Below are 26,029 nucleotides of genomic sequence, written 5' to 3'. Positions count from 1 at the left end.
AGTAAAATATAAAGGGTATTCGGATTATCGCGTGGAAAAATGTTAAGCTAAATAATCTCTTCAACAAACGGGCGAGGACTGTGGAGCAACAAAAAGCCCAAAATCACATAATCACAATAAATTGGGCTTTTAAATACTGCCACTTACTTAGCGTTGTAAATGCGTTTTCTTGACGCTTTCTCTAACAGTCATCTTCTATCGTAACATCAATGCTTTCCTACTCTCACTTCCTATTGTGTGTTCTTCATCCCTGAAATAGGTGACGATAAAATCTCGAAATGCAATCGCTGCCTGTGATAAATAACGATCTTTCTGCCAGGCTATCCGAAAAATCCTTTCACCTGCAGGATCTTCGATTGGCAGTTTGACTAAGTCCAGCTCCTCTCCACTTTTACAGCCACCGACAATGGAAACACCGAATCCAGAACGAACAAGTTCTGCGATACTAGCTGGATCTTCTGTTTCACACACCATCTTCGGACGAAAACCCGCTTTATCACAAAGGTCATCATTCATCACCCGTAAAGGAGAATTTTCTTTGTATCCAACAAAAGGTTCAGCTGATACTTCACTAAGGTGAATTGCTTTGCGGTTTGCATATTTATGTCCGTGCGGCACAGCGAGATAGAGCTTTTCCTTTACCAATGGAATTTCACTGAATCCCTCTTGTTGAATCGGAAACGAAGTTAAATAGAAGTCTACTTCATGGTTTGTTTCAATGTTCTCAAAATCCTCCATAGACGATTGAAACATCCGGAAATTAACCTCTGGATGTTCAGCCAAAAAGTTCTGCAAAGGTTCTCTAACCTGTTCCATATTCATAACTGCCAGGTAAATACGACCTTGTTTTAAGCCTGATAGATCTTCTACTTCTCGACGCCCCTCTTCGAGCAAATGGATTGCGGCCTTCACTTTTGCTTCAAAGGCCTTCCCAAAAGGATTTAAACGAATTTGCCGTGCTTTACGATCAAACAATGGTACCCCCAAGTCCTCTTCCAGCCGTTGAATCGTTCTACTTAATGCTGGTTGGGCGATATGAAGCTCTTGTGCGGCTTTCGTCATATGCTCTAATTTAGCCACGGTTAAAAAATATTTAAGCTGTAGCAGTTCCATTTACAATTCCCTCCCATTCATTACATCTAGTATATGCATACATAACAAAAAATGTATTTTTCAATATGTATTCCCGATTATATAATGAAAGTGGCTAGCCGACAACAGAACTGTTATACATGGAAAAAGGTAAATAAATATGGGAAGTGATAAACGGGGAACAGCGTTTACAAACATAATGGAATCAACAATCGAACACCATATTGGCGACAAGTTCATTCGCACAATGGTATTCACGATGGTAATTTCGATGATGAGCGCAACGATGTTTAACATCGTACTGCCTGAAATCAGCCAAGAATACGAACTGACTTACGGGCAGGTAAGTTGGGGATCCACAGCTTCTCTACTCGTTTATGCCATCGGGAACTCGTTCTATCTTCTTGGAGAAGGTAAAATTTATAGCAGTCTTTATTTGATTCTCTCACTTTCATATGTAGGCTTGATCTTGATTTACATCATTAGATTGGATATAGAACACCATTGAATTATCAACAAAAATAATATTTTAAAAAAGGAGCTGATGAAAATGAAGGCAGTAGCTTTTCATTCACCAGGAACACCGGACGTATTGCAAGTAATGGAGTTTGATCCTCCTGTTCCGGGGACTGGGCAAGTTCGAGTAAAAGTAAAAGCGGCCGGCGTACAGCCCGTTGACTGTGCGATTCGAGGGCAAGGTTTTAGTCCACCAGGAGTGGAAATCCGATACCCTCAAATTCTAGGAAATGAATTTGCTGGCATCATCGACATGGTTGGTGATGGGGTTGAGAGCTTTTTAGTTGGAAATGAAGTTATTGGTTGGTCGGTTCTATCTAGCTATGCTGAATATGTGGTCGTCCCAACATCCCAACTCGTTAGAAAGCCAAAAAATATGCCATGGGAAGAAGCTGGTGTACTTACCGCCTCAGGGCAGACTGCTCATACGGCACTACAGGAACTCGGAATCAGTAAAGGAGACACCGTGATTATACACGCAGCTGCAGGAGGAGTTGGTACGTTCGCCGTTCAATTGGCACGAGCAAGGGGTGCAACTGTAATAGGTACCGCAAGCCCACGAAACCATGACTACTTGCGCTCCTTAGGGGCTATTCCTGTCTCATATGGAAAGGGACTTGTTGAACGAGTACGCGAACTTGCACCTAATGGGGTCGATGTTGCCCTTGATGCAGCAGGCGAGGAAGCCCTACGAGCCTCTGTAGAACTTGTACACGACAAAAAACGGATCGGTACAATCGTTGCTTTCGATCTTTCAGAAGAGCTTGGAACCATTCCAATCCGCAGTAAGCGAAGCGTATCAAGGTTATCCGAACTCACCAAGATGTACGAACAAGGGCTTCTTCGCGTTGTCATATCCCAAACATTCCCATTACACCAAGCTGCCGATGCTCACAGAGCTGTAGAGAACGGTCACGTTCGAGGAAAAATTGTTCTCACAGTGGATTAGAAAGTTAGTACGATACGAGGAGGAAATACATTGGAAAAACTAAACATCGGAATTATCCTAGGAAGCACACGTCAAGGTCGTGTAAGCACACAAGTCGGAAAATGGGTAAAAAAAATAGCTCAGCAACATGAAGACGCTAATTATGAAATTCTCGATATAGCTGACTATAATTTGCCGTTTTTTGGAACAGGGACAGGGAAGGAACAAAAGGTCATTGCCTGGAAAACAAAGCTTTCCAGCATGGATGGATTCGTTTTTATCGTTCAAGAATACAATCACAGTATAACAGGAGCGTTGAAAAATGCACTCGATTCAGCATATGAAGAATGGAACAATAAAGCAGCAGGAATAGTAAGTTATGGTTCTACAGGTGGAGCCCGTGCCGCCGAGCATTTACGCGGAATCCTAGGGGAATTATCAGTCGCAGCAGTTCGCGCCCATCCAACCTTATCCATTTTTACCGATTTCACAAAATCTAAAGTGTTTCAACCTGCTGATTTTCATATTGATTATGTCGCGGAGATGTTAGATCAAATCCTGTCTTGGAGTCGGGCTTTAAAAACAGTAAGGAAATCGTAGCTGTGATGAACATAGAAAAAGCATGTAAAGAAACATGTTCTTTCTATGTTTCTACGTTTGTCCAGATTTTTTCACCGGTCTTAGCAATCAGGTACGTTTGCGAAATAACAAAGAATTTGATCAATTAGAATAGACCATTCCACACGACAATCCGAATACCCATATAAAAAAAGTAACTTTGACATACAATTTACCACACAATAAAAGGGCCACTCTCCTTTGCCTGAGGTAGTGCAAATTCGGCAGTCCGCCACCATGGACTTAACTTTTGTCCTTGTTGTGGAACTATCGCAGGTGTGGCATAAATAATGCCTAAGAGGCACACTTTCTCAAAAATGATAACACGGTCAAGTCGATTCTAAGCATTCGCCGGCGGGGCCCCAACCCCTTCCAGCGTCTGCAAAGAATCGAGCGTTACAGTCAATAGCAAGCAGCGCTCTATTCTATAATTGAGTAGGTCTATTAGTGGCTCTCTGTTCCGCAAATGATGGCTCTTTTCTCCGCAATGTATGGCTCAAAACTCCGCATAAGTGGCTCAATTCATCCGCAATAATCACTCTAAAGTTTTCGAAACACACTTTCTAAATCGCGATAGCCCTCAAGGTCCTCTTTCTGTGGTTCATCAGTCTCAACGGTCCATTCATTTTTCAATGGGGTTAAACCACCATTATTATTCTTTCTATATGAACTATGAATATGATAAGTTTTTCCATCCTTTTTTACGGTATAACCCATATAGTAAAGATCACCCTGGCCTTCTTCCTCAAATATACCGATATCCTCTATACCGAATAGATCTATATATGATTGAAATGGTTTTTGTAAGTCATTAATAATTTGCTCTCGTGATAAAAATTCCATAATTTCCCTCCTTTTTTGCTAAATTCTATACTTATTATGGCTTTCTTTTCAAATAAACATTACATTTTGTTGCCTTTTGAAATTGAAACAATACTCAGCTATTTTCTTGAAAAACCACCACATATAGTTTCCACATGTGCCTAAGTACATACCTAAAAAATGCTATAAATGCTCCATCTTCAAGTGATAAGGGTATAATTAAATTGCAGAGGTAGAAATTAAAAGAGGTAGCGTTATGTTGATTTTGAAAATAGAAAAAAGTAATTAAACCTCTTAATTTTTATGTAAGATTAACTTAAGAATACAAAAAGACAAATTTAGAAAAGGGGGATATGATGATAAATAAAAATGAAGCAGGCTGGAACTTCGACAACAGTTATGCTCATCTGCCGAAATCATTTTTCACCAGCCTTAACCCAACCCCTGTACGCTCGCCGAAATTAATCATTCTCAATGATCCTTTGGCAAGATCACTAGGGTTGAATGTTCAGGCGCTGCAAAGCGATGATAGCGTGGCCGTATTTGCTGGCAACCAAATTCCTGAGGGCGCTTTTCCGCTTGCTCAAGCTTATGCGGGACATCAATTTGGGCATTTTAATATGTTAGGGGATGGCCGGGCACATCTGATTGGTGAGCAGATCACTCCCCAAGGAGACCGGTTTGATATTCAACTTAAGGGTTCTGGTAGAACGCCATACTCCCGGGGAGGCGATGGTAGAGCGGCACTTGGGCCGATGCTGCGCGAATACATCATCAGCGAGGCGATGCATGCGCTTGGTATTCCAACAACCCGCAGTTTAGCAGTTGTAACAACCGGTGAGCCAGTTTTCCGTGAAACCGAATTGCAGGGTGCCATTCTGACCCGTGTGGCTGCAAGTCATATGCGCGTTGCTACTTTTCAATACGTGGCAAACTGGAGAACTGTTGAGGAGTTAAGGAACCTTGCTGACTACACGATAAATCGTCATTATTCAGACATTGAAGCTGATGAGAATCGATATCTTTCTCTGCTTCAAGAAATGATGAAGCGTCAGGCAGCACTGATTGCCAAATGGCAGCATGTTGGCTTTATTCACGGGGTGATGAACACAGACAACATGACCATTAGCGGAGAAACCATTGATTATGGTCCTTGTGCCTTTATGGATGTGTATGACCCAGATACGGTGTTTAGTTCTATTGACAGACAAGGGCGCTATGCATATGGCAATCAGCCGTATATTGGAGGTTGGAATCTCGCGCGATTTGCTGAAACTCTTCTGCCGCTGCTTCATGAAAATGAGGAACAGGCTATCGAATTGGCACAGGCTGCAATTTCAGATTATAATGCGATATACCAATCTAGTTGGCTCACAGGTATGAGAGCAAAACTTGGAATATTTAATGAAGAGCCAGATGATGCATCCCTTATTGAAAGCCTCCTCAATATGATGCAAAAGTATCGTGCCGACTTTACGAATACTTTCCGTGCGTTAACATTCGATAAGCTGGAGGATACCGAACTGAATGGGACCCCAGAAATGGCTGAATGGTATGAATTATGGCAAGCAAGACTAGGCAGGCAGCAGGAATCGAAATCCTCTTCGCACCAGTTAATGAGGAACAGCAATCCAGCGGTCATCCCTCGAAACCACAGAGTAGAAGAGGCACTGGAAGCAGCAGTAAAGCAAGGGGACTACAGCGTGATGGAACGTCTGCTCGATGTTCTTTCAAGACCATACGAACATACTACTGTTCAGGAAGAATACTGCACTCCGCCTGAGCCATCAGACCGACCTTACCGAACATTTTGTGGTACGTAATATAAAATACATTAGTAACAGCAGAGGGAGATGGAAAAGTTATATATAATACCTTCAATCTAAATTATGCTCAATGTACTTAACAATTTTTTAAAATTATTTTAATTTTTGCAGCTGGTTTTAAGAAACATTCTCCAGCATATCGAATGTGAAATACTGATAAAGTGTTTATATAAAAGTAACACCTATCAATGAGGGTTCGTCTATTTAAAGACGAACTCTTAATTTTACGGTAAAATAGTTTTAATATTACAAAAAATCATCGATTCAAGAAAACCATATAAGGTGTGATTTGATGAAGAAATGGGCTTTATTTCTTATAGGAATCGTGATAGTAATCATTAGTGGTTTTGCAATATTTTCTAATGGGTTTTCAAATATTGAGAGCATTAAAGTTCAAAAGTTCGATAAAGACACAAATGAATTTGATGAAGGAAAGGTTATTAAAGATAGTTCTTCGTTAAAGACATTTACAAAGATATTAAACAGAGCGAATCACGAACGAAATGTATTTTATAAAATGGCTTATCCTGAGGATTATAAAGTTACACTTACATACGAAGATGATACGATAGAAGAATTATATGTATGGATAGCGTTTGGAAATAGCACCTTTATTAAAAGACCAACTAAAAATGATGTCTTCAGAATTAAGAATGATAGTCATAGAAAAGAAATTCTCGAACTACTAGACTAAAGTAAGCGTCAAATATTCCCCACCTACAATTTGTAAATACCCATGAGATAATCTCCTTTCATAATATTTTTTGACAGTACAGGATTTCCAATTGTTTTTTGTTATAATGCGAGAAACAGTACGTTCACTTACCTTGACACCGCGCTTCTTTAATGTTTTTGCAATTTTAACACTTCGATATATTTGTTTGAATTCTAGGTGCGTTTGCAATATTTTTTGCGACAGTTCTTCATGCTTTTTTTGTCGATCGCTTTTTGGTCGATTTAGTCATTTAAAATAGCCACTTTTAGAAACTCCCAGGACTTTGCACATCTTCTCCACTCGGTATTGGGAGCGATGATGATAAATAAATTCGAACTTTACCGAGGGCTTTTCGCGAAGTAGTGCATCGCCTTTTTTAGAATCTCATTTTCCTCCTCCAAATCACGTAATTGCTTTTGTAACGCCCTTAGTTCAGCCTTCTCGCTGCATCGGCAGCCCTTTTTCGTTGTTCCACTAACGGGCAGGATAGTTTAAAAAGGATTTTTAAGGAACATCTTGAAAAAGTCAGGGTATAAGGTGATTTTTCAGGAGGAAATTAGATGGAAAAAAGATTGCAGATTTTTGGTTATGTTTTATTTTTTTCAGGAACTGTATTATTCGGTTTAATGCATCTTACGATTGCTTTGTATACTCCATTTGAAAGGTTGGAGTGACCCGCCTGGGAAACTTGCTGTTGTACTGAATGAAATAATGGGTTGGGTTCCTTATGTACTAAGTATATTATTAATAATAATTGGTGCATTTATTGTTATTTATAATTTAATGCAAACCAACCAGAAGTAGTGTAAAGGTTTTCAATAAACGGAGAGGATTTGTTGAGAACTAAGATAAAGAGAAAATTTCATTATTTAATGCCTGCTAAATATACATAAGGAGGACTACAAAATGTTTAATAAAATGCATGAATCTAAAGATAATATAAAGGCAGAGATTTTAATGTCTGGTCAATCTCTCTCATTTAAACTTGACAAAAGTGAAACAATTATACTAATGAAGAAATTAGAAGAAGTATCCTACGACTTTAAAAAATTGGATTCTATAAAATTATATCATCCTGATGGTAGATTAAAATCAGTTATTAACCCGTTACAAATATCAAGAATTTGGTTTTCTTGAAAAAGTGCTTTTATTGAACTAAAGAGGGCGATTGCTGAACAGTGGCAATCGTTTTTCTACTGTCGAAGCAGATTTGTGGAGAAGGATAGCTGAGAGTATTGTATATCAATGCAAATCGTTTGATAACGAATCAATAATAATTACAGGTAGAATAATTCCTCTAAGAAAATAAACTTTAGAGGTGAATTTATTGGGATTAATAATACTTTTATTTTTACTAATCCTTTTTAATAACAATCCAGCAATAGCAGAAACAAAACAACTCAATCCTTTAGAAAGCAAGTTAATGTCTTTTATGACTGGTTTGCATGTAGGCGAACCGAAACAAGCCGTTGAATTGTGGATATTAGGGGTGAATAATCGAAGCGGTGCTGTTCAATATTTTCATCAATAACAACGAAATATAATCAATGGGAAGCATTTACCCCAGCAGAGACAGTTTTAAAATAGAGCATTGCAGTTTCTCCTTTTTGATAAAAAATCAAATAAAGGGTAAAGTTTGTGAATAAATCTACTTAAACAAACGGGTGCATTACTTCAATTAAAGGAGCTGTGATCAGCTCTTTTTTGTTATTCCACAAACGGTGCAGATTAGTTTGGTAAAAAAGAAAATTATACCAATTATTATGATATTATTTATTTAGATCTAAATACTTTGATAATAAAACGAGGTGCTTTAGTGGGAGTTTATGAACCATTGTATATTTTCTTCTTTTTAATTTTTCTAGGTTTGATTTATATACCCGTAACTTGTTATACATTCTACAAATTTAAATTTAATGTGATTGGATTGTTATTTGTTATTTTATCTATTACTAGTTATTTGTTAATCGGTAAATATATGATTGATAGTGGTTATTATGCAGATGAGCATTCTTCGTTATTTGGATTAGGTTTTCTTGAATTGACACTTTTAGCATATCCATATATTTTTATTGGATTATCAGTATTATTAGGGAAAAAAGGTGAGCGTGTTTAAATGTGATTTTATTTAATAAAAGAACAACTTTATTCAGCTAACAGGTGCTTTAACGCAACAAGGAATAAAAATGAAGAGCCAAAAATATGCAAGGTTTTATGCATTTCTTGTATATTTATGCTCTTCTTCTATTCATAAATCATTCTGCCATAAACAGCATTTTTTGATTGCCGAATCCACTACAGATACGATTCTATCAAAGAAACGGGACCAGAAAGACTTCAGCCCTGATGATCAAGGCTATCATGTCAGCCTATCCGAGTAAAACGAACGTTTCTAAATGGAAAAAATGTGTTTCAACATATCAAGCAAAAATTGTATCATCCTAAATAGCGGTCACAAAAGAATGGGAAACTTATATTCAAGACTATAAAAACAGTGGATAATCAGAAGCTGTTTGGTGTCAAATACAGACTTTCCCCCTCAATAATAAAACATGTAATTTCCCTTCGTCATTTTATTTTTTTATAATTCCACCTATTCCAATAAGTACACGGCATATGAGTTTTCTTTACCAAGCGGTATGTTCAAACACTGATTTAATTTGACTTTTTTGTATTGTACTGAAAAAAGTTGATAATCTAAACAACTATATTTCTAATTAATGTTGAAAATAAAAGTAGAAGATACATATCCGAGACTTAAAAATCATATTTAGTAACGATTGATGGAAAATAATTTTGGAGGCCATGATAATGAATGAAAACAATTCTAAACAGAGTCAAGCATTATCAGAAGAAGACTATAATGAAAGAAAAAAGTTGTATAGAGACCTCTCCAAATGGACTAATGATGAGTCAGCTAAACTTCATTCACAGACAGTCGGCTCTAGAGGACCTGTACTGGAACAAGATATTGTACTCCACGAGTCCTTACAAGAGTTTATTCATGAAAAAATATTAGAAAGACCGGTCCATGTGAAAGGATTTGGTGCATTTGGTTATTTTCAAACGATATATTCGATGTCCGAATACACAAAACTGAACTTTTTACAAAATCCTGATCATAAGGTACCTGTTATGATTCGTTTTTCATTAGCTGTTGGTACGAAAGGAACTCCTGATACTTCTAGAAATGTCCGTGGTTTTTCCACAAAATTTTATACAGAAGAAGGTGTTTTTGACCTTTTGTGTAATCATATCCCCGTCCTATCTGTTCGTGATGCGATACGTTTCCCAGAATTTGTTAAAGCAACCTTACCTTCACCCAAAAATAACTTAATTGACCCTGATAGATTTTGGAGCTTTGTAGCAAGAGCACCCGAATCTATTCATTTTGTTGTACGTCTCTAATCTGACGCAGGTACAGTAAAAAGTTTTCGTCACATTCCAGGACATAGTGTGAATACATATGTTTGGAGAAATGCTCAAGGTATTAGAAAGTATGTTAAATACCATTGGTATCCATTTGAAGGTGTACAATACATTGGTCGCGAGGAAGCAAATAGACTATCCGCTGAAAACCCTGATTATGCTGGCAAAGATCTATTCGATGCTATTGACAGTGGTAAACCAGTGGAATATGGCTTATACGTTCAGCTCATGGATCCTGCAGATGAAGCCCATCTTTCTTATGATCCTTTAGACGATACAAAAGTATGGGATGAGAAAGAATATCCTCTTATACCAGTAGGGAAAATGGTATTAAGTAAAAATCCTGATAATTTTATGGAACAAGTAGAAAAAGTCGCCTTCTCTCCTTCAAATCTACTTGACGGTGCAGAATTATCTGATGATAAAATACTGCAGGGCCGAGCCAATATTTATAATGATTCTCAAAGGAGAAGAATTGGGCCTGAATTTCGTAAAGTACCAGTCAATCAACAGCAAGACTGGACACCGGCTAACCAAATTACAAGTGGTGATGGAAGATATGTTGAAGGGAAACTAGAAAGAACTTCTATAAAAAAGCATGATGATTTTGTGCAGGCTGGTGAATTCTATATGATGTTAACTCCTATAGAAAAAGAACATCTTTTAGAAAATTTAGCTAGCGACTTGATAGTCATATCCGATGATATTAGAAAGAAAGTTATGGAGTATTTAAATAAGGTATCAGCAGACTTGGCAGAAAGAATTGAGATACAACTGAAAAAACAATAAAGATATAAAAATCAAAATTTACAAATTCTAGCTTATAATTTTGGATATTGTAGGTCTACCTGATTCTTCCGGAATTATAGAGGGAAGAGCACATGTCATCTTAAACATGGAAGATGCTGATCTAGAAGATGGAGATATATTAGTCACCTCCTTTACTAACCCTAGCTGGACAACATTGTTTGTATCTATAAAAGGCATAGTCACCGAAGTTGGCGGACTAATGACTCATGGAGCAGTTATCGCACGTGAATATGGCTTACCAGCAGTTGTCGGAGTGGAAAATTCCACCAAACTGATAAAAGATGGGCAACGAATTCGTGTGGATGGAACAGAAGGGTATATCGAAATATTGTAATTACTGAATACGACCAGATTTAATTAGTAGCACCGCTCCAGTGGATACCAAAGCGGTGTCTCACAATCTTTCCATTGGGACAAAAAGTTGAAGCCAACTTTATCGTTGGTGCGTACTTAAAAAAGATATTTACCGATCCAACTCCACTCAATACATCAATATGGCCGACTTTCCAAATGAGGAGATCGGCTTTTTTTATATAAAATTGTAAATGCTATCACTTAATAGTTGAATAAGCAGAAATTGCAGATTTACTTATTTGATGGAATTTATTTAACATTAATCAATCCCGTTGATAAATTAATTATGTTAGATAACTACATTTTTTCAAGGAGGAAAACAACAAATGATGCCTTATTCTGGAATGTCTACCCAAATGTATTCGGGACAAATGATGCCTTATGCTGGTATGCCTTCCCAAATGTATTCGGGACAAATGATGCCTTACTCTGGTATGTCTCATCAAATGTATTCAGGACAAATGATGCCTACTGGTAGACAAAATCCTCAAATGGTTCCTCACCCAGTTCTTACCGTTGCAAGACAAACAGCTCCTAATCAAATTGAAATAACTTATGACCAACCGACCGATTTGGAATCTGCAACAAATGTAAGAAATTATTGGATTAGAAATAATTTAGATAGACCGTCCGACATTGCAACTGTTGAAAGAGGTAATATGAATCTCCTTCCTACAAATAGTCTTACACCTAATATGGTAAGGATTACGCCTGTTGGAAATTCGAAAAAAAGGTTTTTAATGACTTTTAACCTGAACGCTACTCCAGGCGTTCAATATACGGTGCTGCCGTGCTTTGTTAATCTAGAAGGTAGAACAGAGGTTTTGGAGGGCAAAATTGGGGTCCTGAAAGCAGGAATACCTTTACTGCTCGAAGGTTTTAAAATAACCAAAAACATCGAAAATCCATCAATTGTATTCGTGAGGTTTTTAAAGGGCCTTCGCGGTATGTAATAAATTAAGTGAATCGTTGAGGTGCCCACATCATTTTTAAATCATTTAAATATGATAAATTCCCTGATTCTCATTTATTAACATTGCATATTAAAGGGATTACTGATTGCAAAACAAAATGTTGAATCAGGGGTCATCATAAATTATTTAATAGGCGATTTGCTGCCGTAAGTACAATAGTTTTAATAATTTGATGCAAAGAATCGTTCATTAAAGAACATTACCAACAAACCCTAACTCATACAGCTCCTCAAAATAAAGCTCATCAAACTTTCTTTCAAGAATCCCATAATAATAGGCGATCGGTTTATTAATTTTACGACTGGATTTCATTTTGCGAATTAACTGCTTAAATGATTGGATGGAAATAGAAAGGATCTGATCGATCTCATTTTCCCGATTATTTCGGTATGCCGCTATTTTTGCCATTCGCCAAAATTCCTCTATGGTTACAGCTTCTGAGTAAAAACATTTTACGACATTAACAAAAGATTGTGGAACATGATCACTCGTAAATGTGTAATCCAGGTCCGTTTCTGAACGTTTATTATTCTTTTTAATATTAGTTTTAGAAAGATTACTAGTTTTAATAGGGTGGTTCATTTTTTCCCTTTTAGGTGGTTCACTTTTAGGAAAACGATTGAACACGTAAAGATTGCTGGACTGAGATCCATTTTTTCTTTCTGTTTCGTGGACAGTAAAGATACCTAGTTCTGACGCCTTCATAATCATTCTTTTAAAAGTGGAGCGGGAAATGCCATTTCCATTGTATTCTTCATGAATGGCCTTTAATATTGTCCCGATTTTGGCATTACAAACTCCAGGTATTTTAGCAGAAAAGCGGACCAGCCGTTTCAATGCAACTAACTCACCCTTTGAAAAATCATGCTTACATTTTGCTAGCCACATTTCAATATGGCAGTTGAATTCCTTTAGATCCTGAAATGGAGATAAAGTTTTGAAGTTTTCAATGCTCCCTGATTTAAAATTCATTATTTTGCACCACCCTTTCACTCTTTAAATAGAGTTAAGTGATTGAAAGGGACAGTGTGGGAGGTGGATATTTGTTACAAATTTGTGATAATGTTAATCAAAAGTACTAATTTTCTAATTAGGATGTGAAACTTGATGGAAAAATTAAATAGATCCATTGAATTACGTAAAGAAGGAAAACAAGTGGAATCGAATAAATTGCTAGTAGAATTAGTCAAGGAATTTCCAATGGATGCGATCGTGAACTATCAATGCGCGTGGAGTTATGACTTATTAGGTGAAGAATCAAAAGCCGTTCCCTATTATGAGGCTGCCATTGAATTGGGGCTTTCTGGTCAAGCCTTAGAAGGTGCCTTCATTGGACTGGGAAGTACATATAGAACATTAGGAGAATATGAAAAATCTAAACAAGTATTTCAGAAGGGCATTAACCAATTTCCAAATAATCAGGCGCTCCAAGTTTTCTACTCGATGACTTTATATAACCTGGATGAGCACCAAAATGCCATGCAGATACTTCTGAAATGCCTATTAGATAATACACAAGATGAAGAAATATTAAACTATAAGACTGCGATCAACTTTTATTCAGACAAATTGGATCGAGTGTGGACTTAAAGTAATTTTATCTTTGTTGTTTGGTCACCGATTATTGAAATGCTAATTAAATTATACATATAGTGCAATTTGAATATTATTCAGTGAAAGTATGGGTGTACTAATGGATATAAAAACATTATGGCGTTTAAGGGTTCAGGAATATTATAGAAAAATGTTTAGGTACTATTCAATAATTGGTGCGAATGTTGTTTATTTTTTTCTGATCATTAGTAGTATCTTTATTTATTATTTTAATTTATTTCTTCAGTGGATACCTTCTCAAATATCCGTTGAAGTAATCTTATCACTATTTGTAACCTTCATTTTAATACAGACAAAAGTTCGTACATTTATTAAAAGGGCAGATATAATGTTTTTGTTGCCATTACAATGGAAATTAAAGTCGTATTTTATTAAATCACTTGTATATAGTTTTGTTATTGATGTTATTAAATTGCTTAGTTTAATTACCATTTTATTATCCCTATTTTTACACACAATTAATATAAATCTTCCAATCTTCTTTTTAATAGTGGGGATTGTTTCTTATAACATTTTAATGAAGTGGACTGAACAATGGCTAGAGAACCATGTACAATTTGTGTTACATAGGTTAAATAGGTTTTTTTCAATATATTTAATGTGTTATTTTTTGTTTAAAAATGACTGGATTTTTGAGCTTGTTTTAATGAGTGTAAATTTCGTCTATTTAATTTATTTTATAGAAAAAAAAAGAAATCTGAATTGGCAGTGGCTAATAGTTGAAGAAGAAAGTGCCTTATTAAGAAACTTTAAATTTATTAATATTTTCATGGATGTTCCTAATCTTAAACGTTCTTTTCGGAATAGACGTTTGCTCACTATGATTGTGAAAAGTTGTATCCCATATAGTCAAAGTAGTACATTCGTATATTTATACTCACACTTGTTTGTAAGATATAATGATTACTTTTACCTTTATTTAAGACTAACTGTAATTGGTATATTTGTTAATTATGCTATGCCAACAAGTGGTTGGATTTTTAATCTCCTAATTTTATTTATGACTGGATTTCAAGTAATTCCTTTACAACATGAAATTAAACAAAGTGTATTACTTTATCCTATTTCTAAATCTCAGATGAATGATTCTTTCTTAAAGTTTGTCTTGGTTATATTATATACACAATTTTTTATTCAATATTTCGCAATGTTCATTCATACTTCTACTGCTAAAATATACTATCTTGTAATTGGAAGTTTATTTGTTTATGTATTTGTATATTTCTTTGTATCAAAGAGAGTCAATGTCTCAGGAAGTGCCTTTAAAGAATAGCGTGGTATTTAACTAACGGAGGATTTAGTAAAATTACTGAGAAGACATTTTGGCACACCTTCCGAATTCTCAATATTCCGCAAACGGGCGCTATTATTGAGCAACACAGGTAAAAAATGATCAATCTTTTTTATAAAAACAAATCTTAAATCTACTAGAGAAGAATCCATTTTGATCAATCTTTTTTCAAAATGGATTCTTTTTCTTTATTGTAAAATGCTGGTTTGTGGGATTTTTTTGATCAAACTTTATTTCAAAGCAACATAGATGAGCATATATGGAGCTTTTCAAACATAAAGTAGGATATTTCACAAAAGCAAGTGAAGGCAGGAAGGGAAAAGGGGATGGGGTGTAATCTTGGACCAATTGTAGGCGAATATGTGAAGGTTTGAAGTTCGAAACATACCGAACCAACTTTTGGGTCATTTAAGTTTATTAGTGGCTAAGAGGAGGGGCATAAATGGCTGAAACTTACGCAAATTATAAAGAATTAGCAGCTGCGGAGGTAAAAGGAGTTGACTATGATATTCGTTATCATAAGGTGAATGGATCTAAAACCATCATTTTCACTCCACATGGCGGAGGTATTGAAGTGGGAACATCGGAAGTGGTGAAAGCTGTGGCGGTCTCATTTTATAACTGGTATGAGTTTGATGGTATGAAGCCAAGCGGAAACAGTATTCTTCATATAACTTCTACCCATTTCGATGAACCTATAGCTTTAAAAATGGTATGCGAATCGTTATATTCTATGGCGTTACACGGGTATAATGATACTTCAAATAAACATACCCAGGTCGGTGGTTTAGATTACAATCTCAGAGACAGGGTGATAAAAGAACTTAAAAGAGAAGGATTTTCCGCAGGAATTACAAGAGATAGATTATCAGGTACTAACCATAAAAGTATCACTAATCGTACATCTAGAGGGAAGGGTGTTCAAGTAGAGATTAGTACTTTACAAAGACGAGCATTTTTTATCAATGGTGATACTAGTCGAGCAAACCGGATAAATTCAACAGACGAATTTAAAAGATACGTAAAAGCATTACAGAAAGCCATTAAATAAGATGCAACGTAAATCAACTAACAGTTTGGGTTCAATGTTGCTACGAGACCATACTACGACATAAACAGGCATCTTTGGAGGTGTCTTTTCTTTTTCAAAGGCTATATTAAAAACGTAGTTAGATGTCACTTGCAAAAAACGTCTTTCCAAGGGCATTAATTGATACTATGTCAAGAAAATAGACACAGATTTTCTACCGCGCTATCGCTTGGTGGCCTGCACAAAAAAGTTTAAAAGAAAACCATTTTTAAACTTTTTTGTGCAGGAAAATTTTATGCCACTGTTTGAACATACATTTTCTCAAATTCATTAGGTGTGTGATAGTCAAGAGTTGAATGAATTCGCTTTGAATTATAGAAGAATTCGATATATTCAAAGATCGATTTTCTGGCTTCATTTCTTGTTCTGTATCTAGTTTGATAAACGAGTTCACGTTTAAGAATACCGTGAAAGGACTCGATACAAGCGTTGTCGTAACAGTTTCCTTTGCGGCTCATGCTGCCAATCATCTGATATTGTTTTAATAGTTTCTGATATTCAGTTGATGCATACTGGACGCCACGATCGGAGTGATGAATAAGCCCATTACCAGGCTTCTGGCGATGGTACGCCATTTTTAAAGCATTCATCACTAGCTCCTTTGTCATCGTTTTATCCATAGACCATCCGACAATTTTGCGGGAATACAAATCCATGACACTTGCCAAATAAAGCCACCCCTCATTTGTCGGGATGTACGTAATATCTGTAACCCACGACTGGTTGGGCTTGTCCGCCTTAAATTGTCTATTTAACACATTTTCACTTATTGGATGATGGTGCTTGGAATTGGTCGTAGCTTTATATTTTTTGGTTGTGCAAGATTTCCAATTATTCTTTGTCATGATGCGTGAAACTGTACGCTGGCTTACTTTTATTCCTCGCTTGTTTAGCATTTTTGTAATTTTTATGCTTCCATAGCGTTGCTTGAATTCAATGTGAGTTTTCAAGACCTGTTGAGACAGTTCCTCATGCTTTTTCTGTCGGCTACTCTTTGGTCGTTTTATCCATTTGAAATAGCCGCTTTTAGAAACTCCCAGGACTTTGCACATCTTCTCCACTCGGTATTGGGAGTGATGATGATGAATAAAATCATACTTTACCGAGGGCTTTTCGCGAAGTAGTGCATCGCCTTTTTTAAAATTTCGTTTTCCTCCTCCAGATCACGCAATTGTTTTTGTAATGCTTTTAGTTCGGCTTCTGGAGATGAAAATGTTTGTACAGCCTTTACCTCGGGCTGTTCACCATATTTCTTGACCCATCCATGTAAAGTATTTGTATTGATTCCAGTTTCTCTCGCCACTTGTGCGACTGGTTTATTGTTCTCAAGAATATACTTCACTGTTTCTTTTTTGAATGTTTCATCATAACGTTTACCAGTACCTTTGGTCATGTAGACACCCCATTATTGTTGTTTATTTTATTATAACAATCTGTGTCTACTTTTTAGTCTAGCATCAAAGAAAAGTGAAGTAAACAAAAAACAACTCCAAAATTAACTTTTATTTTATATTTTGGAGTTACTTGACATCCCCCTTTTCCTGTACTTTATAATGATTACTTAGGCAGCCTTCTCTGTTTTAAATACCCAGTGTAGAAGAGTTGGTTGATAATTTGGTATCATCCACCCCAAAATTTTGCCGATAAAATAGGCGGCAATTAGTGTACCGATTCCGATTGAGCCTAATGATTGAATGAAAATTACACAGATTGCACCAGCCACACAAATATTTATTAAATCGCTTAAAATTTTTGCTTTACCGAATTTCAAATTAAACTTTTCACTAATTGCATAAGTTAACGCATCGTACGGCATTAATGGAAGTTTCGCTGTTGTATAGCCCATTAAACCGACCGCAATAACAAATAAACTAACAACTAAAACTACAATTCGAGCAAAGATGGTTTCAGGTGTAGGGAAAAGTTGTACAAGGAAGAGCGTTGCATCCATGAAAAACCCAAATAAAAACGAAATAATGAGTTGGCCTACAAATTCATTTAACTCCATTCGTTTACTTAATATTACTTGAATTATAATATATAAAACATTTGCAAGCGCCATTGTCACACCAACCGATAAACCAGTCGTTAGTGTACTTGCATATGCTAATGATGACACAGGCGATACCCCAAATCCTGCTTGAATCGACAGGCTAATGCCCATCGACATAATTAATAACCCGAGCACGTACAAGATGATACGCTTCAAGGTTCTGCTCCAATGATTCATAATATTTCTCACTTCCTACATAATATTATATTAATATAATCACTATAGACATAGGATTAAATATAACATTAAATTTAAGATATGAAAAATATATATATGATAAACTAATCATATCAAAAAACATATAATGGTGAGATGGAATGGATTTTCGACAATTATATTACTTTAAAGAAATTGTGAAACAAGGAAGTATTTCTAAAGCAGCAGAAGTGCTCCATATCGCACAGCCGCCGCTTAGTCAGTTGTTAAAAAAGCTTGAAAATGATCTTGGTACAACTTTAATTCATCGATATCGTCAAAAATGGGAGCTTACAGAAACCGGTGAAATACTATACCAATATGCCAATCAAATGCTAATGCAAATTCAAGATGTAAAGCAGCGAATTCAAGAAATTGAACAAGGTATAGGAGGAACAGTAAGAATAGGTGTATCGTCTACATGTTCGAATATGCTCATTGACTATGTTAGTATGTTTAGAACACAATATCCAAATGTTAAAATAAATATAGTAACAGGAAATTCAGAAGAATTATTAAAAAGACTAGAACAAAGAGAAATTGATGTTGCCTTACTTTTACGATTGGGCAATAGTAAACAATATGAGATGAAAATATTAAAAAAACAACCAACCGCTGTGATTATACCAACAAGTTGGGCAACATCGTTTTCATCACAGCATGTGACGATTGAACAGATTGCCCAGTTCCCATTCATTATGCTTGGAGCAATGGAAGGACTCTCCTTCAATGAAGACCTCTTAAAAGCGTTTGATGAACATCAAGTCAAGCCAAATATCATTATCGAGTGTAAAGATATAAGGATGGTTGTAGCACTTGTTAGTAGAGGACTAGGATTATCCGTTATTCCAAGAATGGATTACACATCACCATTTTTAGAACATACAACGCTTTTTGAATTGAAACAATTTGATTTTCATCTAGAGCCTATAATAGTAAAATTAAAAGACCAACTAATTTCCAAAGTAGCATCTCAATTTTGGGAAATGGTTGATTAGAAGATGTCAACAAAGCAAAGATAGCTTTCAATCAAGTGATATAGACATCGTCACCAGAAATTGGGTTCTAGTGAAAAACCTTTAATATAATTGCAAGATACTGAATTCTCTATTATGCAGGGAAAGTGAATCAACCGAATGAAACCTTTATTGAATATGTTCTTAATTGCGAGGAAATCATCACAGCGGCAGAAGACAAGGACATTTTTGAAGTCATTTTTAATAAAGTAGCGGGCGACCAAGTGGACACTAGGGTAAAGGTCAATGTCTATGAGGAAATCGATAAAATTGTCCAGGAAAGTAAAGAAGCCGAAGAAAGCGAACCTCCTAAGCTCGAAACAGAGATTCGGATATTAACTTCGACGGAATTGTAGATGCTAAGGATATGAATTTTGTTCAAAAAAACTACTTAATTCAAAACTTTGATGTTGCAAATCCACCGGTACCTTTACAGCAAGTCGATGGAAAGACACTGCAAGATATTTTAAAGGAATTGCAAATCTCAGCCTAGCTTTTAAAATCTCTATACATTAATAATGAGTGTGTCTCATGCACATTTAGGTAAAACATAATTACTTTTCCATAACGAAAAAGACGCTATTCTTTCTATAATAAATGAGAGGAATAGCGTTTTTTTTATCTTTCGCACATTACAAAAAATAAACACTGTTTTTGCCCTTTGTTGGTTGGTGCGAAATGGGATTTCTTATAAGTTATGAAATTATTATTCTAGTTGTCTTAATGGTATTGTTGTATTGATAAATGATAAAGTGTATGATTCAGTATCATAATACCAATTTTTCATTTTTATTGGAGGAAACAAAATGCCGCAATTAATTTTTAAAGGTATCTCGGTAGATCAAGTTAAAAAAATTAGTTCTCCTTTGGTTCAGGAACTAGCAGACCTTTGTCATTGTGAAACTGACAATTTTACATTAGAAATCATTCATTCAACTTTTGTATTCAATCAAGAGGAAGTCCTTGGATTTCCATTCATAGAAGTGAAATGGTTTGATCGTGGCCAGAAAATTCAGGATCAATTCGCAAAAATGATTACAAAACACATTCACTCACTTGATATTCCTGAAGTGGAAGTGGCCTTTACAGTATTTTTAGAGTCTGCTTATTATTTGAATGGTACGAATTTCGAATGAATTTAAAGTATGGCCAAAATTGGTTAGAACCAGCGACACAACTAACAAATGATGAATTGCGTACAGCAGTAAATAAAATGGATAAATAACAATACCTTAAGTAGTTTTGTGTCGCTCGTCAAATGGAATTAGAGGAAGTAAAAATATCTCCATATAAATCTCTAACTAGTTTACCAATAATCATTATGTAAACCCTTTATGGTTTACTCTTGTCCAAACTATCGATTTCGATTGATATTATGCCGTTTCTAAAAATAACATATGTTATTTTTTGCTCATCAGTTAGTAAAAAAGTGTTATCATTTTTCGCAGAAATGATAGCACTTTTTTTCTTTTTGTTAATTGCTTCTTTTTCATTCTTGCTCAGATAAAAATCGATGGTATTTTCTTAAGAATACATGGCACGATTGATTAAAACACGCTTTTAATATATACAATTGACTCATTCTTTTATAAAAAAAGTTTGATCATTTTCCATAGTTCTTCTTCGATTAAAGCATGCGTTAGTTAGATAAAGCCTTCATAATAATAGTTAGGCATTTTAAAGGAAATTGTGATTAAATGGAGAAATTTATTTTAAGTAAGTTTAATTTTATGACAAATAAAATGAATTTAGATTGAATATGATAAGGAGTCTTTATAACACGTTTATCTAAATTTGCAGATGTATTAGTAAATCATTCTACAAATGTTCAGCCAGGAGATCATATGTTGATCCAAAGTGTAACTGAGGTTGGCCGAAAAATCGTATAAGCGAATTTGGGGGCAGATTCGGACAACTAAGATTGTAAAATACATGAGTGAGAGGATTGATAGGAAAGTAAATGCCTACAACAAGAAAAGGAATACTAGGGTTTGGTTTTCGTTTTTTTTGGCATCATGGTTTTGATAGTCGTCATTATTTATTTATACCTCTTCTCGAAGAGCGGGTATGTGTACGAACGTAAAATCCTGGGCAAATGGAGGATCTGCATGGGGTCGGATTTCTCGTGACGGACAGACTAGAACGTAACGAGGACGGCTACCGGATGCTTGTCATTGCTCCGAAGGAACAGACCCTCGAACAGATCAAAAACCTGCTCTATAAGGATTTCGATTATCAATTCGACAAGCTCTACACTTTCCTGGAGCAGGAAGAAGTGGACATATGGAGCTTGATTCCATGCTTCGACGACCAGTTGACCAAACTAGAGATCGATCACGAAAAATACTCAAGCCTGGAAAAGGATGTGCTCTACAAGATCTATAGTATGGTGTGGCACCTCATGGAGACCCACGCTACTGAGGTCGTATTTAAGCTCACTGGTGATGAAGGACGTATGGTTTACACCAACGCATGGTTGGTGGACAAGGAAATCTTCTACGCCAACTTGCAACCGCAAAACAGCAGCAAGTAAAGAGTTCATAGTTGAACTAGGTGTGCCACCAATTACGATAAGAAGCGTGAGGAAGGCAAACTTTATAAAGTAGCCGTCATTGCTTGTGTAAATAAGCTCTTACATTGGATTTATGCCATATTAAAAAACAGAACTAATTTCAGTATATATACTAATTAATATTTTTAACTAAATAAGACAATACCTTCCAATCATTTGTTAGTGAAGGCTATTTGGCATGCGCATTTTTAGTATAACATGAAGTACTTTAGGTTTTTATTGAAAAATTATCTCTTCACAATCTTGCTGGAAATTATATTGTCTCATAACAAAAGCCACCAGTATCGGCAGTCTTATTTTTAGCAACTCCTATATTTTTATGTTCTAAACAAGTATGGTGAACCCAATAGAATCAGAGAACAGCTAAACCTTGCGATCCAAAGTATGGAAAGGAGGTCCATGCGGCAACCTGCATTCTGACAAGACTACCATTATCCTTGATATTAAATACTGAGACTGTGCCCTGATTCCCGTTAAGGGTGTAAAAATTGCGTCCATCTTTACTCACTCCAGCATCTATTGGCAGGCCAGTAGGTCTACCTGCTGGTGTACTGGTAATATGCCCGATAACCGTCAGTGCTCCGTTGCTATCTATACGGAAGAAAGATATTGTGCCACTGAAGGTATTGGTGGTATACGCAAAACGTTCATTCCTCGTTGTTACAACCCAGCAAGTTGTCTTCTGGCCGGTCGGTACAGAGCCACTGATAACATGAAGTACCCCGTTGTCACTCACTGAATAGGATGACAGTGAGCTAGGACTTAACTCGGTAACTAAAAGGAGTCCTGAGGATAGGAAATAAGAGCCGAACGGCATCATACCATTAGATTCGTTAATGATTGGTCCTGTAACGGTGCCATTTTTATTAACATGGAATACACTGAGATGGTTTGTAGTAAGCTCAGGTACTACAATTTTACTGCCATCTGGAGTAAATAGAACTTGCGCAGGCTGAGCATTAATGGTACTTAGAGAATGGATGGATCCGGGTATAGGCATAAGACGCCCGTTATCCTCTATGCGAAAACCCGAAATATTCGATTTAAATTGATTGGCAGCATTACCCACATTTGAAACATACAACAGATTACCAAACACACCCAAGCTATTAGGCTGAGCACCTCCCGATGGCTGCACATCCACAAGAATAAGTTTCCCATTGTCAGATACGATGAAGTTACTGATACTATTGCTGCCTGCATTAACTGCAAATAGAAAACGGCCATCACTAGACAAAGATAGTGAGCCTTGTGACGTAAGGGGATCGACTCCATTGTTTGGTGTTGCAAGTGAGACTTTCCTTGGACCAGTACCTCTTCCATTTGTTGGGTAAGAACCACTATAGGTGAGAATTCCGTTTATGTCTCGGTTAAAGGCAATGACTTCATTCATTACCTCCATATTGGTCATCATATACACCATACTAGGACGAAAATATTTGTTTGGTACCTGCATTTTATGACTCTCCTCCTTTTATAATTTTATATGGTCCTTTTGCCATTTAAATTCCCGAAACGTATGTAAATTAAGTTTACAAACATATCCCACTCACCTGACCATTTGTTTAAGTGTCAATCTTCACAATTCCCATGATATTTTAAACATTAATCTCCAATATCATTAAAAATGTTCTTCAACAATCTCCCTCAATAAAGAATGTAAAATGAGCGTTATCCTTGTTCCAGGATAGCGCCCTATTTTGGAAGATCCTTATTGAAGAAAAGCACCTAGTTTTATAAGAATGGACTTATTGGATATCGTTAATGAAAGCACCTAACGGCTGCAACATTACTATTAATCAAAGAATAATCTCTTCTTTAGTAGCCTATTTAAGAGTAACATTACATATTTGATATGGCTTCACTTGTTGTCCATGTAGCACTACTGAAAGCTCGGTAGTTCGTAACAGCAGCATGAAAATCGTTTTCACTAATCGTGGCAGTTGCATCGTAAACAACAGCTGTCTTGAAGCCATTTTCGATTAAATCTCTCATATGCGATTCAACACATACGTTTGATAATACCCCTGCCAAAATTACTTGTTCTTTTCTGCGTTGCCTTAGTTGATAGACCAGATCATTTGTCTGAGGACTGGCCACCTTGTGCGGTGTTGCAATGACGGTTGTTTTGTCCCAGATATATGGAGCTAACGTTGGAACATAATCGGCTTCCGGAGTTGGAGGACTATATTGATTTAATTTCTGATAAACACGCAAATTAATCAACATCTCTTGTTCGTTCCCTGTAAATTGCCAATCATAGTCATGTGGATATAAAAAGTGCGGGGAAACAAAGAGCTGATAACCTTTACTACGGGCAGTGCTTAATAGTAGTTCCAAGTTGCCTAAAGTATTATTCTGTTTAATGTTAGCCTTTGTCAAATGATATCCTCTTCCGCCTGGAGACAAAAAGTCATTTTGAGGGTCAGTAATAACAATTGCAGTATTCGTTGGGTTTGGTTTAAACATAGAATTGTTCCCACCTTTTTTATGTTTTCACTTATCGATTATACGAACTACATTGATAATAAATTCCTTAGGAAAATGAAATTTTGAATTTAATTACAAAAACCTTTGTATTAACAATTTATGAGCATACTCAGACTTCCATTCAATGAGAAGATGACCTATCAGTAAAATAAACCCATTGATTTTTAAAACCTAATCAATTATTATAATTAAACAAGCTGCGTTGTGCGTATTGATAATAAAGTTTTAACCTTTAAGCTGTAATAGGGAGTTTTATATAGAAACAGGAATGACAAGCCTCTGTCTATAGGACAAGGAGGACATGCAAGAATGTTTCTGCGAACACCCACTTTGAGGAGTGGTGGTTTAAAACTTTCTTATATTCTTGTACGGCAAAGGCGGCTGTACCATTATTGTGATAAGACAGTTTCCAATCGGGAGCTGTTTTTTTTGTGCGTTTTTATTAATTGATAATTCAAAAAAGTAAATGACACATCTTTTATAATTGAAACAGTAGGTATTTTAGATTTCTTAACTAGTTTCCGCTTTATGGAAACCTTTTTTAATATGATTCGTATGTTTAAATAAGTTTTGGTGTTATTTAGAAATAATGGGGGTGATTTCTATTTCTTTGCAGGTTTTTTACATAGGATTAGGGAGGATTGGGTGATGAAAAAAAATACATTTCTGTTCGTGGCAATTATTCTTTTTTTATTTGGATGTTCTCACAAAGAAACTCAAAATCAAGAAGAAGAGGAGACACCCGTATTTCATAATGTGAAAATGGATGTAGAGGATTTAACACATTCATTTGAAAATCCAGAAACGAAGCAAAAATTCAAAATTGTTGATGCTTATAAACTCTATAATAGTTATATCGAGAAGGCTGAACAAAATCCGAAAGAACTAACACGTATATATAAAGAAGAAATTCTAGATCCTGTTTATAACTCTTGCTTCAGGGATGCCGAACATATTCATTTATTTAATGAGTTTCTTTACCAACCTCCAAGTAATTTTACAGAACTAAAGAATGTCGTTGGAATGATGAATACGAATTTCTCTATTGAAGTTGTTGAAGAAGCATTAACTCAATCTTCGAACTTACTGACATCTGAAATTGAGACTAATGTTTGTATTTTCCCAACAACAGTTTTAACCGGGTCACCAATGATCAATGCAGGAGCAGGTAAAATAATTGTTTTTTATAATAAAAACTACACAGATGATGTTCTTCAAGCTGGTTTAGCTCATGAATACCATCACAGTGTTTGGACGGAGAGGCATATAAAAGAGCAACCATCATTTACAGTATTAGATAACCTTGTCTTTGAAGGAAAGGCCGTAATGTTTGAAAAAACAGTATTTCCAAATGTTAATTTTACTAGGGTTGACCCAAGGTATATCAAGACATATTGGGATAAAATAGAACCCGATTTAGGAAAGTATGATATAAATCGATCATTAGAAATTTTGGTCGGGGGTAAAGAACTTCCTCAGCTTTATGGATATAGTGAAGGGTATAAAATGGTCAAGTCCTATTTGGAATTGAATCCTAATATGACACCAGATGAATGGACAGGCATAAATACTAAAGAGATTTTTGAAAAAGGAAATTATATAGATAATTTTCAATAATAGGGGA

At 35.9% G+C, this 26,029-nt stretch carries 26 protein-coding genes, 1 other RNA gene and 2 pseudogenes; 21 read left to right on the top strand and 8 right to left on the bottom strand.

The genetic code is table 11. From position 1 onward, the window contains the following. Positions 1–195 precede the first annotated feature (195 nt). Entirely contained in the window at positions 196–1,113 is a 918-nt protein-coding gene (locus tag KHA94_RS24090) for a LysR family transcriptional regulator (protein ID WP_213104621.1), read from the bottom strand. A 529-nt stretch (positions 1,114–1,642) separates the two neighbouring features. Here KHA94_RS24090 and KHA94_RS24085 point away from each other — a divergent pair. Next, entirely contained in the window at positions 1,643–2,557 is a 915-nt protein-coding gene (locus KHA94_RS24085) for an NADP-dependent oxidoreductase (protein WP_213104620.1), read from the top strand. 30 nt (positions 2,558–2,587) lie between these two features. Beyond that, a complete protein-coding gene (locus KHA94_RS24080) occupies positions 2,588–3,136 on the top strand; it encodes an NADPH-dependent FMN reductase (protein ID WP_213104619.1) in 549 nt (182 codons plus the stop codon). Between the two features lie 558 nt (positions 3,137–3,694). On the opposite strand, the gene KHA94_RS24075 is transcribed toward KHA94_RS24080, so the two are convergent. Next, positions 3,695–3,997 carry a DUF5634 family protein gene (locus tag KHA94_RS24075; RefSeq protein WP_213104618.1) on the bottom strand — a complete coding sequence of 101 codons (303 nt, stop codon included), beginning with the start codon at positions 3,995–3,997 and terminating at the stop codon, positions 3,695–3,697. 335 nt (positions 3,998–4,332) lie between these two features. Between KHA94_RS24075 and KHA94_RS24070 the strand changes: the two genes are divergently transcribed. After that, on the top strand, positions 4,333–5,799 hold the full coding sequence (locus KHA94_RS24070) for a protein adenylyltransferase SelO (protein WP_213104671.1): 1,467 nt from the start codon (positions 4,333–4,335) through the stop codon (positions 5,797–5,799). Between the two features lie 295 nt (positions 5,800–6,094). Continuing rightward, positions 6,095–6,496, top strand: a complete 402-nt coding sequence (locus KHA94_RS24065) for a YhfM domain-containing protein (RefSeq protein WP_476695938.1) — start codon at positions 6,095–6,097, stop codon at positions 6,494–6,496. Here KHA94_RS24065 and KHA94_RS26770 read toward each other — a convergent pair. Then, the gene (locus KHA94_RS26770; RefSeq protein WP_420828194.1) at positions 6,488–6,721 is read right to left on the bottom strand and encodes a hypothetical protein; all 234 of its coding nucleotides are present in this window, start codon (positions 6,719–6,721) and stop codon (positions 6,488–6,490) included. The two genes, KHA94_RS24065 and KHA94_RS26770, sit on opposite strands and share 9 nt — an antisense overlap. A 702-nt stretch (positions 6,722–7,423) precedes the next feature. Between KHA94_RS26770 and KHA94_RS24050 the strand changes: the two genes are divergently transcribed. From KHA94_RS24050 to KHA94_RS24020, 7 genes and pseudogenes are all read left to right on the top strand, one after another. Then, positions 7,424–7,654 (top strand): hypothetical protein, encoded by a 231-nt coding sequence (locus tag KHA94_RS24050; protein ID WP_213104615.1) that lies wholly within the window; start codon positions 7,424–7,426, stop codon positions 7,652–7,654. A 190-nt stretch (positions 7,655–7,844) separates the two neighbouring features. Continuing rightward, complete coding sequence (locus tag KHA94_RS24045; protein ID WP_213104614.1) at positions 7,845–8,048, top strand: hypothetical protein; 204 nt, start codon at positions 7,845–7,847, stop codon at positions 8,046–8,048. Positions 8,049–8,333: 285 nt separating this feature from the next. Then, positions 8,334–8,633, top strand: coding sequence for a hypothetical protein (locus KHA94_RS24040; RefSeq protein ID WP_213104613.1), 300 nt, complete (start codon positions 8,334–8,336; stop codon positions 8,631–8,633). Positions 8,634–8,703: 70 nt separating this feature from the next. Beyond that, positions 8,704–8,898: a hypothetical protein gene (locus KHA94_RS24035; protein ID WP_213104612.1), complete on the top strand. Its 195-nt coding sequence runs from the start codon at positions 8,704–8,706 to the stop codon at positions 8,896–8,898. Between the two features lie 430 nt (positions 8,899–9,328). Continuing rightward, positions 9,329–10,735 (top strand): annotated as a pseudogene (locus tag KHA94_RS24030) (catalase). Positions 10,736–10,781: 46 nt separating this feature from the next. Continuing rightward, positions 10,782–11,090 (top strand): annotated as a pseudogene (locus KHA94_RS24025) (PEP-utilizing enzyme); the annotation flags it as partial. 346 nt (positions 11,091–11,436) lie between these two features. Then, a complete protein-coding gene (locus KHA94_RS24020; RefSeq protein ID WP_249365731.1) occupies positions 11,437–12,063 on the top strand; it encodes a hypothetical protein in 627 nt (208 codons plus the stop codon). Between the two features lie 210 nt (positions 12,064–12,273). On the opposite strand, the gene KHA94_RS24015 is transcribed toward KHA94_RS24020, so the two are convergent. After that, positions 12,274–13,056: a hypothetical protein gene (locus KHA94_RS24015; RefSeq protein ID WP_213104611.1), complete on the bottom strand. Its 783-nt coding sequence runs from the start codon at positions 13,054–13,056 to the stop codon at positions 12,274–12,276. Positions 13,057–13,191: 135 nt separating this feature from the next. On the opposite strand from KHA94_RS24015, the gene KHA94_RS24010 reads away from it, so the two are divergent. The 3 genes from KHA94_RS24010 (at position 13,192) to KHA94_RS24000 (ending at position 16,040) form a co-directional block, all read left to right on the top strand. Next, positions 13,192–13,674, top strand: a complete 483-nt coding sequence (locus KHA94_RS24010) for a tetratricopeptide repeat protein (RefSeq protein ID WP_420828193.1) — start codon at positions 13,192–13,194, stop codon at positions 13,672–13,674. Between the two features lie 103 nt (positions 13,675–13,777). After that, entirely contained in the window at positions 13,778–14,971 is a 1,194-nt protein-coding gene (locus KHA94_RS24005; protein WP_213104609.1) for an ABC transporter permease, read from the top strand. 460 nt (positions 14,972–15,431) lie between these two features. Beyond that, on the top strand, positions 15,432–16,040 hold the full coding sequence (locus KHA94_RS24000) for a poly-gamma-glutamate hydrolase family protein (RefSeq protein WP_213104608.1): 609 nt from the start codon (positions 15,432–15,434) through the stop codon (positions 16,038–16,040). Between the two features lie 272 nt (positions 16,041–16,312). Here KHA94_RS24000 and KHA94_RS23995 read toward each other — a convergent pair. Further along, positions 16,313–17,472, bottom strand: a protein-coding gene (locus KHA94_RS23995; protein ID WP_249365325.1) for an IS3 family transposase whose coding sequence is annotated in 2 segments (ribosomal slippage) — positions 16,313–17,211 and positions 17,211–17,472 — 1,161 coding nt in all. Because the reading frame shifts where the segments join, the coding sequence is not laid out codon by codon here. A gap of 168 nt (positions 17,473–17,640) precedes the next feature. Continuing rightward, complete coding sequence (locus tag KHA94_RS23990; protein WP_213104607.1) at positions 17,641–18,309, bottom strand: YczE/YyaS/YitT family protein; 669 nt, start codon at positions 18,307–18,309, stop codon at positions 17,641–17,643. Between the two features lie 140 nt (positions 18,310–18,449). Between KHA94_RS23990 and KHA94_RS23985 the strand changes: the two genes are divergently transcribed. From KHA94_RS23985 to KHA94_RS23970, 5 genes are all read left to right on the top strand, one after another. Further along, entirely contained in the window at positions 18,450–19,325 is an 876-nt protein-coding gene (locus KHA94_RS23985) for a LysR family transcriptional regulator (protein ID WP_213104606.1), read from the top strand. Between the two features lie 125 nt (positions 19,326–19,450). Further along, a complete protein-coding gene (locus tag KHA94_RS23980; protein ID WP_420828192.1) occupies positions 19,451–19,699 on the top strand; it encodes a DUF4317 family protein in 249 nt (82 codons plus the stop codon). Between the two features lie 11 nt (positions 19,700–19,710). Beyond that, positions 19,711–19,836 (top strand): hypothetical protein, encoded by a 126-nt coding sequence (locus KHA94_RS26405; protein ID WP_275950936.1) that lies wholly within the window; start codon positions 19,711–19,713, stop codon positions 19,834–19,836. Positions 19,837–20,149: 313 nt separating this feature from the next. Then, a complete protein-coding gene (locus tag KHA94_RS23975; RefSeq protein WP_213104605.1) occupies positions 20,150–20,479 on the top strand; it encodes a DUF1904 family protein in 330 nt (109 codons plus the stop codon). A gap of 1,028 nt (positions 20,480–21,507) precedes the next feature. After that, positions 21,508–21,876: a hypothetical protein gene (locus KHA94_RS23970; protein WP_213104604.1), complete on the top strand. Its 369-nt coding sequence runs from the start codon at positions 21,508–21,510 to the stop codon at positions 21,874–21,876. Positions 21,877–22,267: 391 nt separating this feature from the next. On the opposite strand, the gene KHA94_RS23965 is transcribed toward KHA94_RS23970, so the two are convergent. Beyond that, complete coding sequence (locus tag KHA94_RS23965; RefSeq protein WP_213104603.1) at positions 22,268–23,371, bottom strand: lactonase family protein; 1,104 nt, start codon at positions 23,369–23,371, stop codon at positions 22,268–22,270. Positions 23,372–23,757: 386 nt separating this feature from the next. Next, a complete protein-coding gene (locus KHA94_RS23960) occupies positions 23,758–24,384 on the bottom strand; it encodes a cysteine hydrolase family protein (protein WP_213104602.1) in 627 nt (208 codons plus the stop codon). Positions 24,385–24,596: 212 nt separating this feature from the next. Between KHA94_RS23960 and ssrS the strand changes: the two genes are divergently transcribed. Both ssrS and KHA94_RS23950 read left to right on the top strand, forming a co-directional pair. Beyond that, a non-coding RNA gene (gene ssrS, locus KHA94_RS23955) (6S RNA) lies at positions 24,597–24,793 on the top strand. Positions 24,794–25,053: 260 nt separating this feature from the next. Further along, a complete protein-coding gene (locus KHA94_RS23950) occupies positions 25,054–26,022 on the top strand; it encodes a DUF2268 domain-containing putative Zn-dependent protease (protein WP_213104601.1) in 969 nt (322 codons plus the stop codon). The last annotated feature ends 7 nt before the right edge of the window (positions 26,023–26,029 follow it).

The sequence above is a fragment of the Cytobacillus citreus genome, assembly GCF_018343665.1.
In the GTDB taxonomy this organism is placed as follows: domain Bacteria; phylum Bacillota; class Bacilli; order Bacillales; family Cytobacillaceae; genus Cytobacillus; species Cytobacillus citreus.
The sequence above is the reverse complement of the archived record's forward strand: the minus strand, read 5'-3'. Positions and strand labels throughout refer to the sequence as shown.

Excerpts from the sequence above, each read along its gene's own strand:
- KHA94_RS24020 (WP_249365731.1), top strand. The coding sequence starts at position 11,437 with ATGATGCCTTATTCTGGAATGTCTACCCAAATGTATTCGGGACAAATG.
- KHA94_RS23965 (WP_213104603.1), bottom strand. The coding sequence starts at position 23,371 with ATGCAGGTACCAAACAAATATTTTCGTCCTAGTATGGTGTATATGATG.
- KHA94_RS23990 (WP_213104607.1), bottom strand. The coding sequence starts at position 18,309 with ATGAATCATTGGAGCAGAACCTTGAAGCGTATCATCTTGTACGTGCTC.
- KHA94_RS23975 (WP_213104605.1), top strand. The coding sequence starts at position 20,150 with ATGCCGCAATTAATTTTTAAAGGTATCTCGGTAGATCAAGTTAAAAAA.
- KHA94_RS24050 (WP_213104615.1), top strand. The coding sequence starts at position 7,424 with ATGTTTAATAAAATGCATGAATCTAAAGATAATATAAAGGCAGAGATT.
- KHA94_RS23960 (WP_213104602.1), bottom strand. The coding sequence starts at position 24,384 with ATGTTTAAACCAAACCCAACGAATACTGCAATTGTTATTACTGACCCT.
- KHA94_RS23970 (WP_213104604.1), top strand. The coding sequence starts at position 21,508 with ATGCTTGTCATTGCTCCGAAGGAACAGACCCTCGAACAGATCAAAAAC.
- KHA94_RS26405 (WP_275950936.1), top strand. The coding sequence starts at position 19,711 with ATGAATTTTGTTCAAAAAAACTACTTAATTCAAAACTTTGATGTTGCA.
- KHA94_RS24075 (WP_213104618.1), bottom strand. The coding sequence starts at position 3,997 with ATGGAATTTTTATCACGAGAGCAAATTATTAATGACTTACAAAAACCA.
- KHA94_RS24035 (WP_213104612.1), top strand. The coding sequence starts at position 8,704 with ATGAAGAGCCAAAAATATGCAAGGTTTTATGCATTTCTTGTATATTTA.
- KHA94_RS24070 (WP_213104671.1), top strand. The coding sequence starts at position 4,333 with ATGATAAATAAAAATGAAGCAGGCTGGAACTTCGACAACAGTTATGCT.
- KHA94_RS23950 (WP_213104601.1), top strand. The coding sequence starts at position 25,054 with ATGAAAAAAAATACATTTCTGTTCGTGGCAATTATTCTTTTTTTATTT.
- KHA94_RS23985 (WP_213104606.1), top strand. The coding sequence starts at position 18,450 with ATGGATTTTCGACAATTATATTACTTTAAAGAAATTGTGAAACAAGGA.
- KHA94_RS24090 (WP_213104621.1), bottom strand. The coding sequence starts at position 1,113 with ATGGAACTGCTACAGCTTAAATATTTTTTAACCGTGGCTAAATTAGAG.
- KHA94_RS24000 (WP_213104608.1), top strand. The coding sequence starts at position 15,432 with ATGGCTGAAACTTACGCAAATTATAAAGAATTAGCAGCTGCGGAGGTA.
- KHA94_RS24010 (WP_420828193.1), top strand. The coding sequence starts at position 13,192 with ATGGAAAAATTAAATAGATCCATTGAATTACGTAAAGAAGGAAAACAA.
- KHA94_RS24085 (WP_213104620.1), top strand. The coding sequence starts at position 1,643 with ATGAAGGCAGTAGCTTTTCATTCACCAGGAACACCGGACGTATTGCAA.
- KHA94_RS24015 (WP_213104611.1), bottom strand. The coding sequence starts at position 13,056 with ATGAATTTTAAATCAGGGAGCATTGAAAACTTCAAAACTTTATCTCCA.
- KHA94_RS24065 (WP_476695938.1), top strand. The coding sequence starts at position 6,095 with ATGAAGAAATGGGCTTTATTTCTTATAGGAATCGTGATAGTAATCATT.
- KHA94_RS24005 (WP_213104609.1), top strand. The coding sequence starts at position 13,778 with ATGGATATAAAAACATTATGGCGTTTAAGGGTTCAGGAATATTATAGA.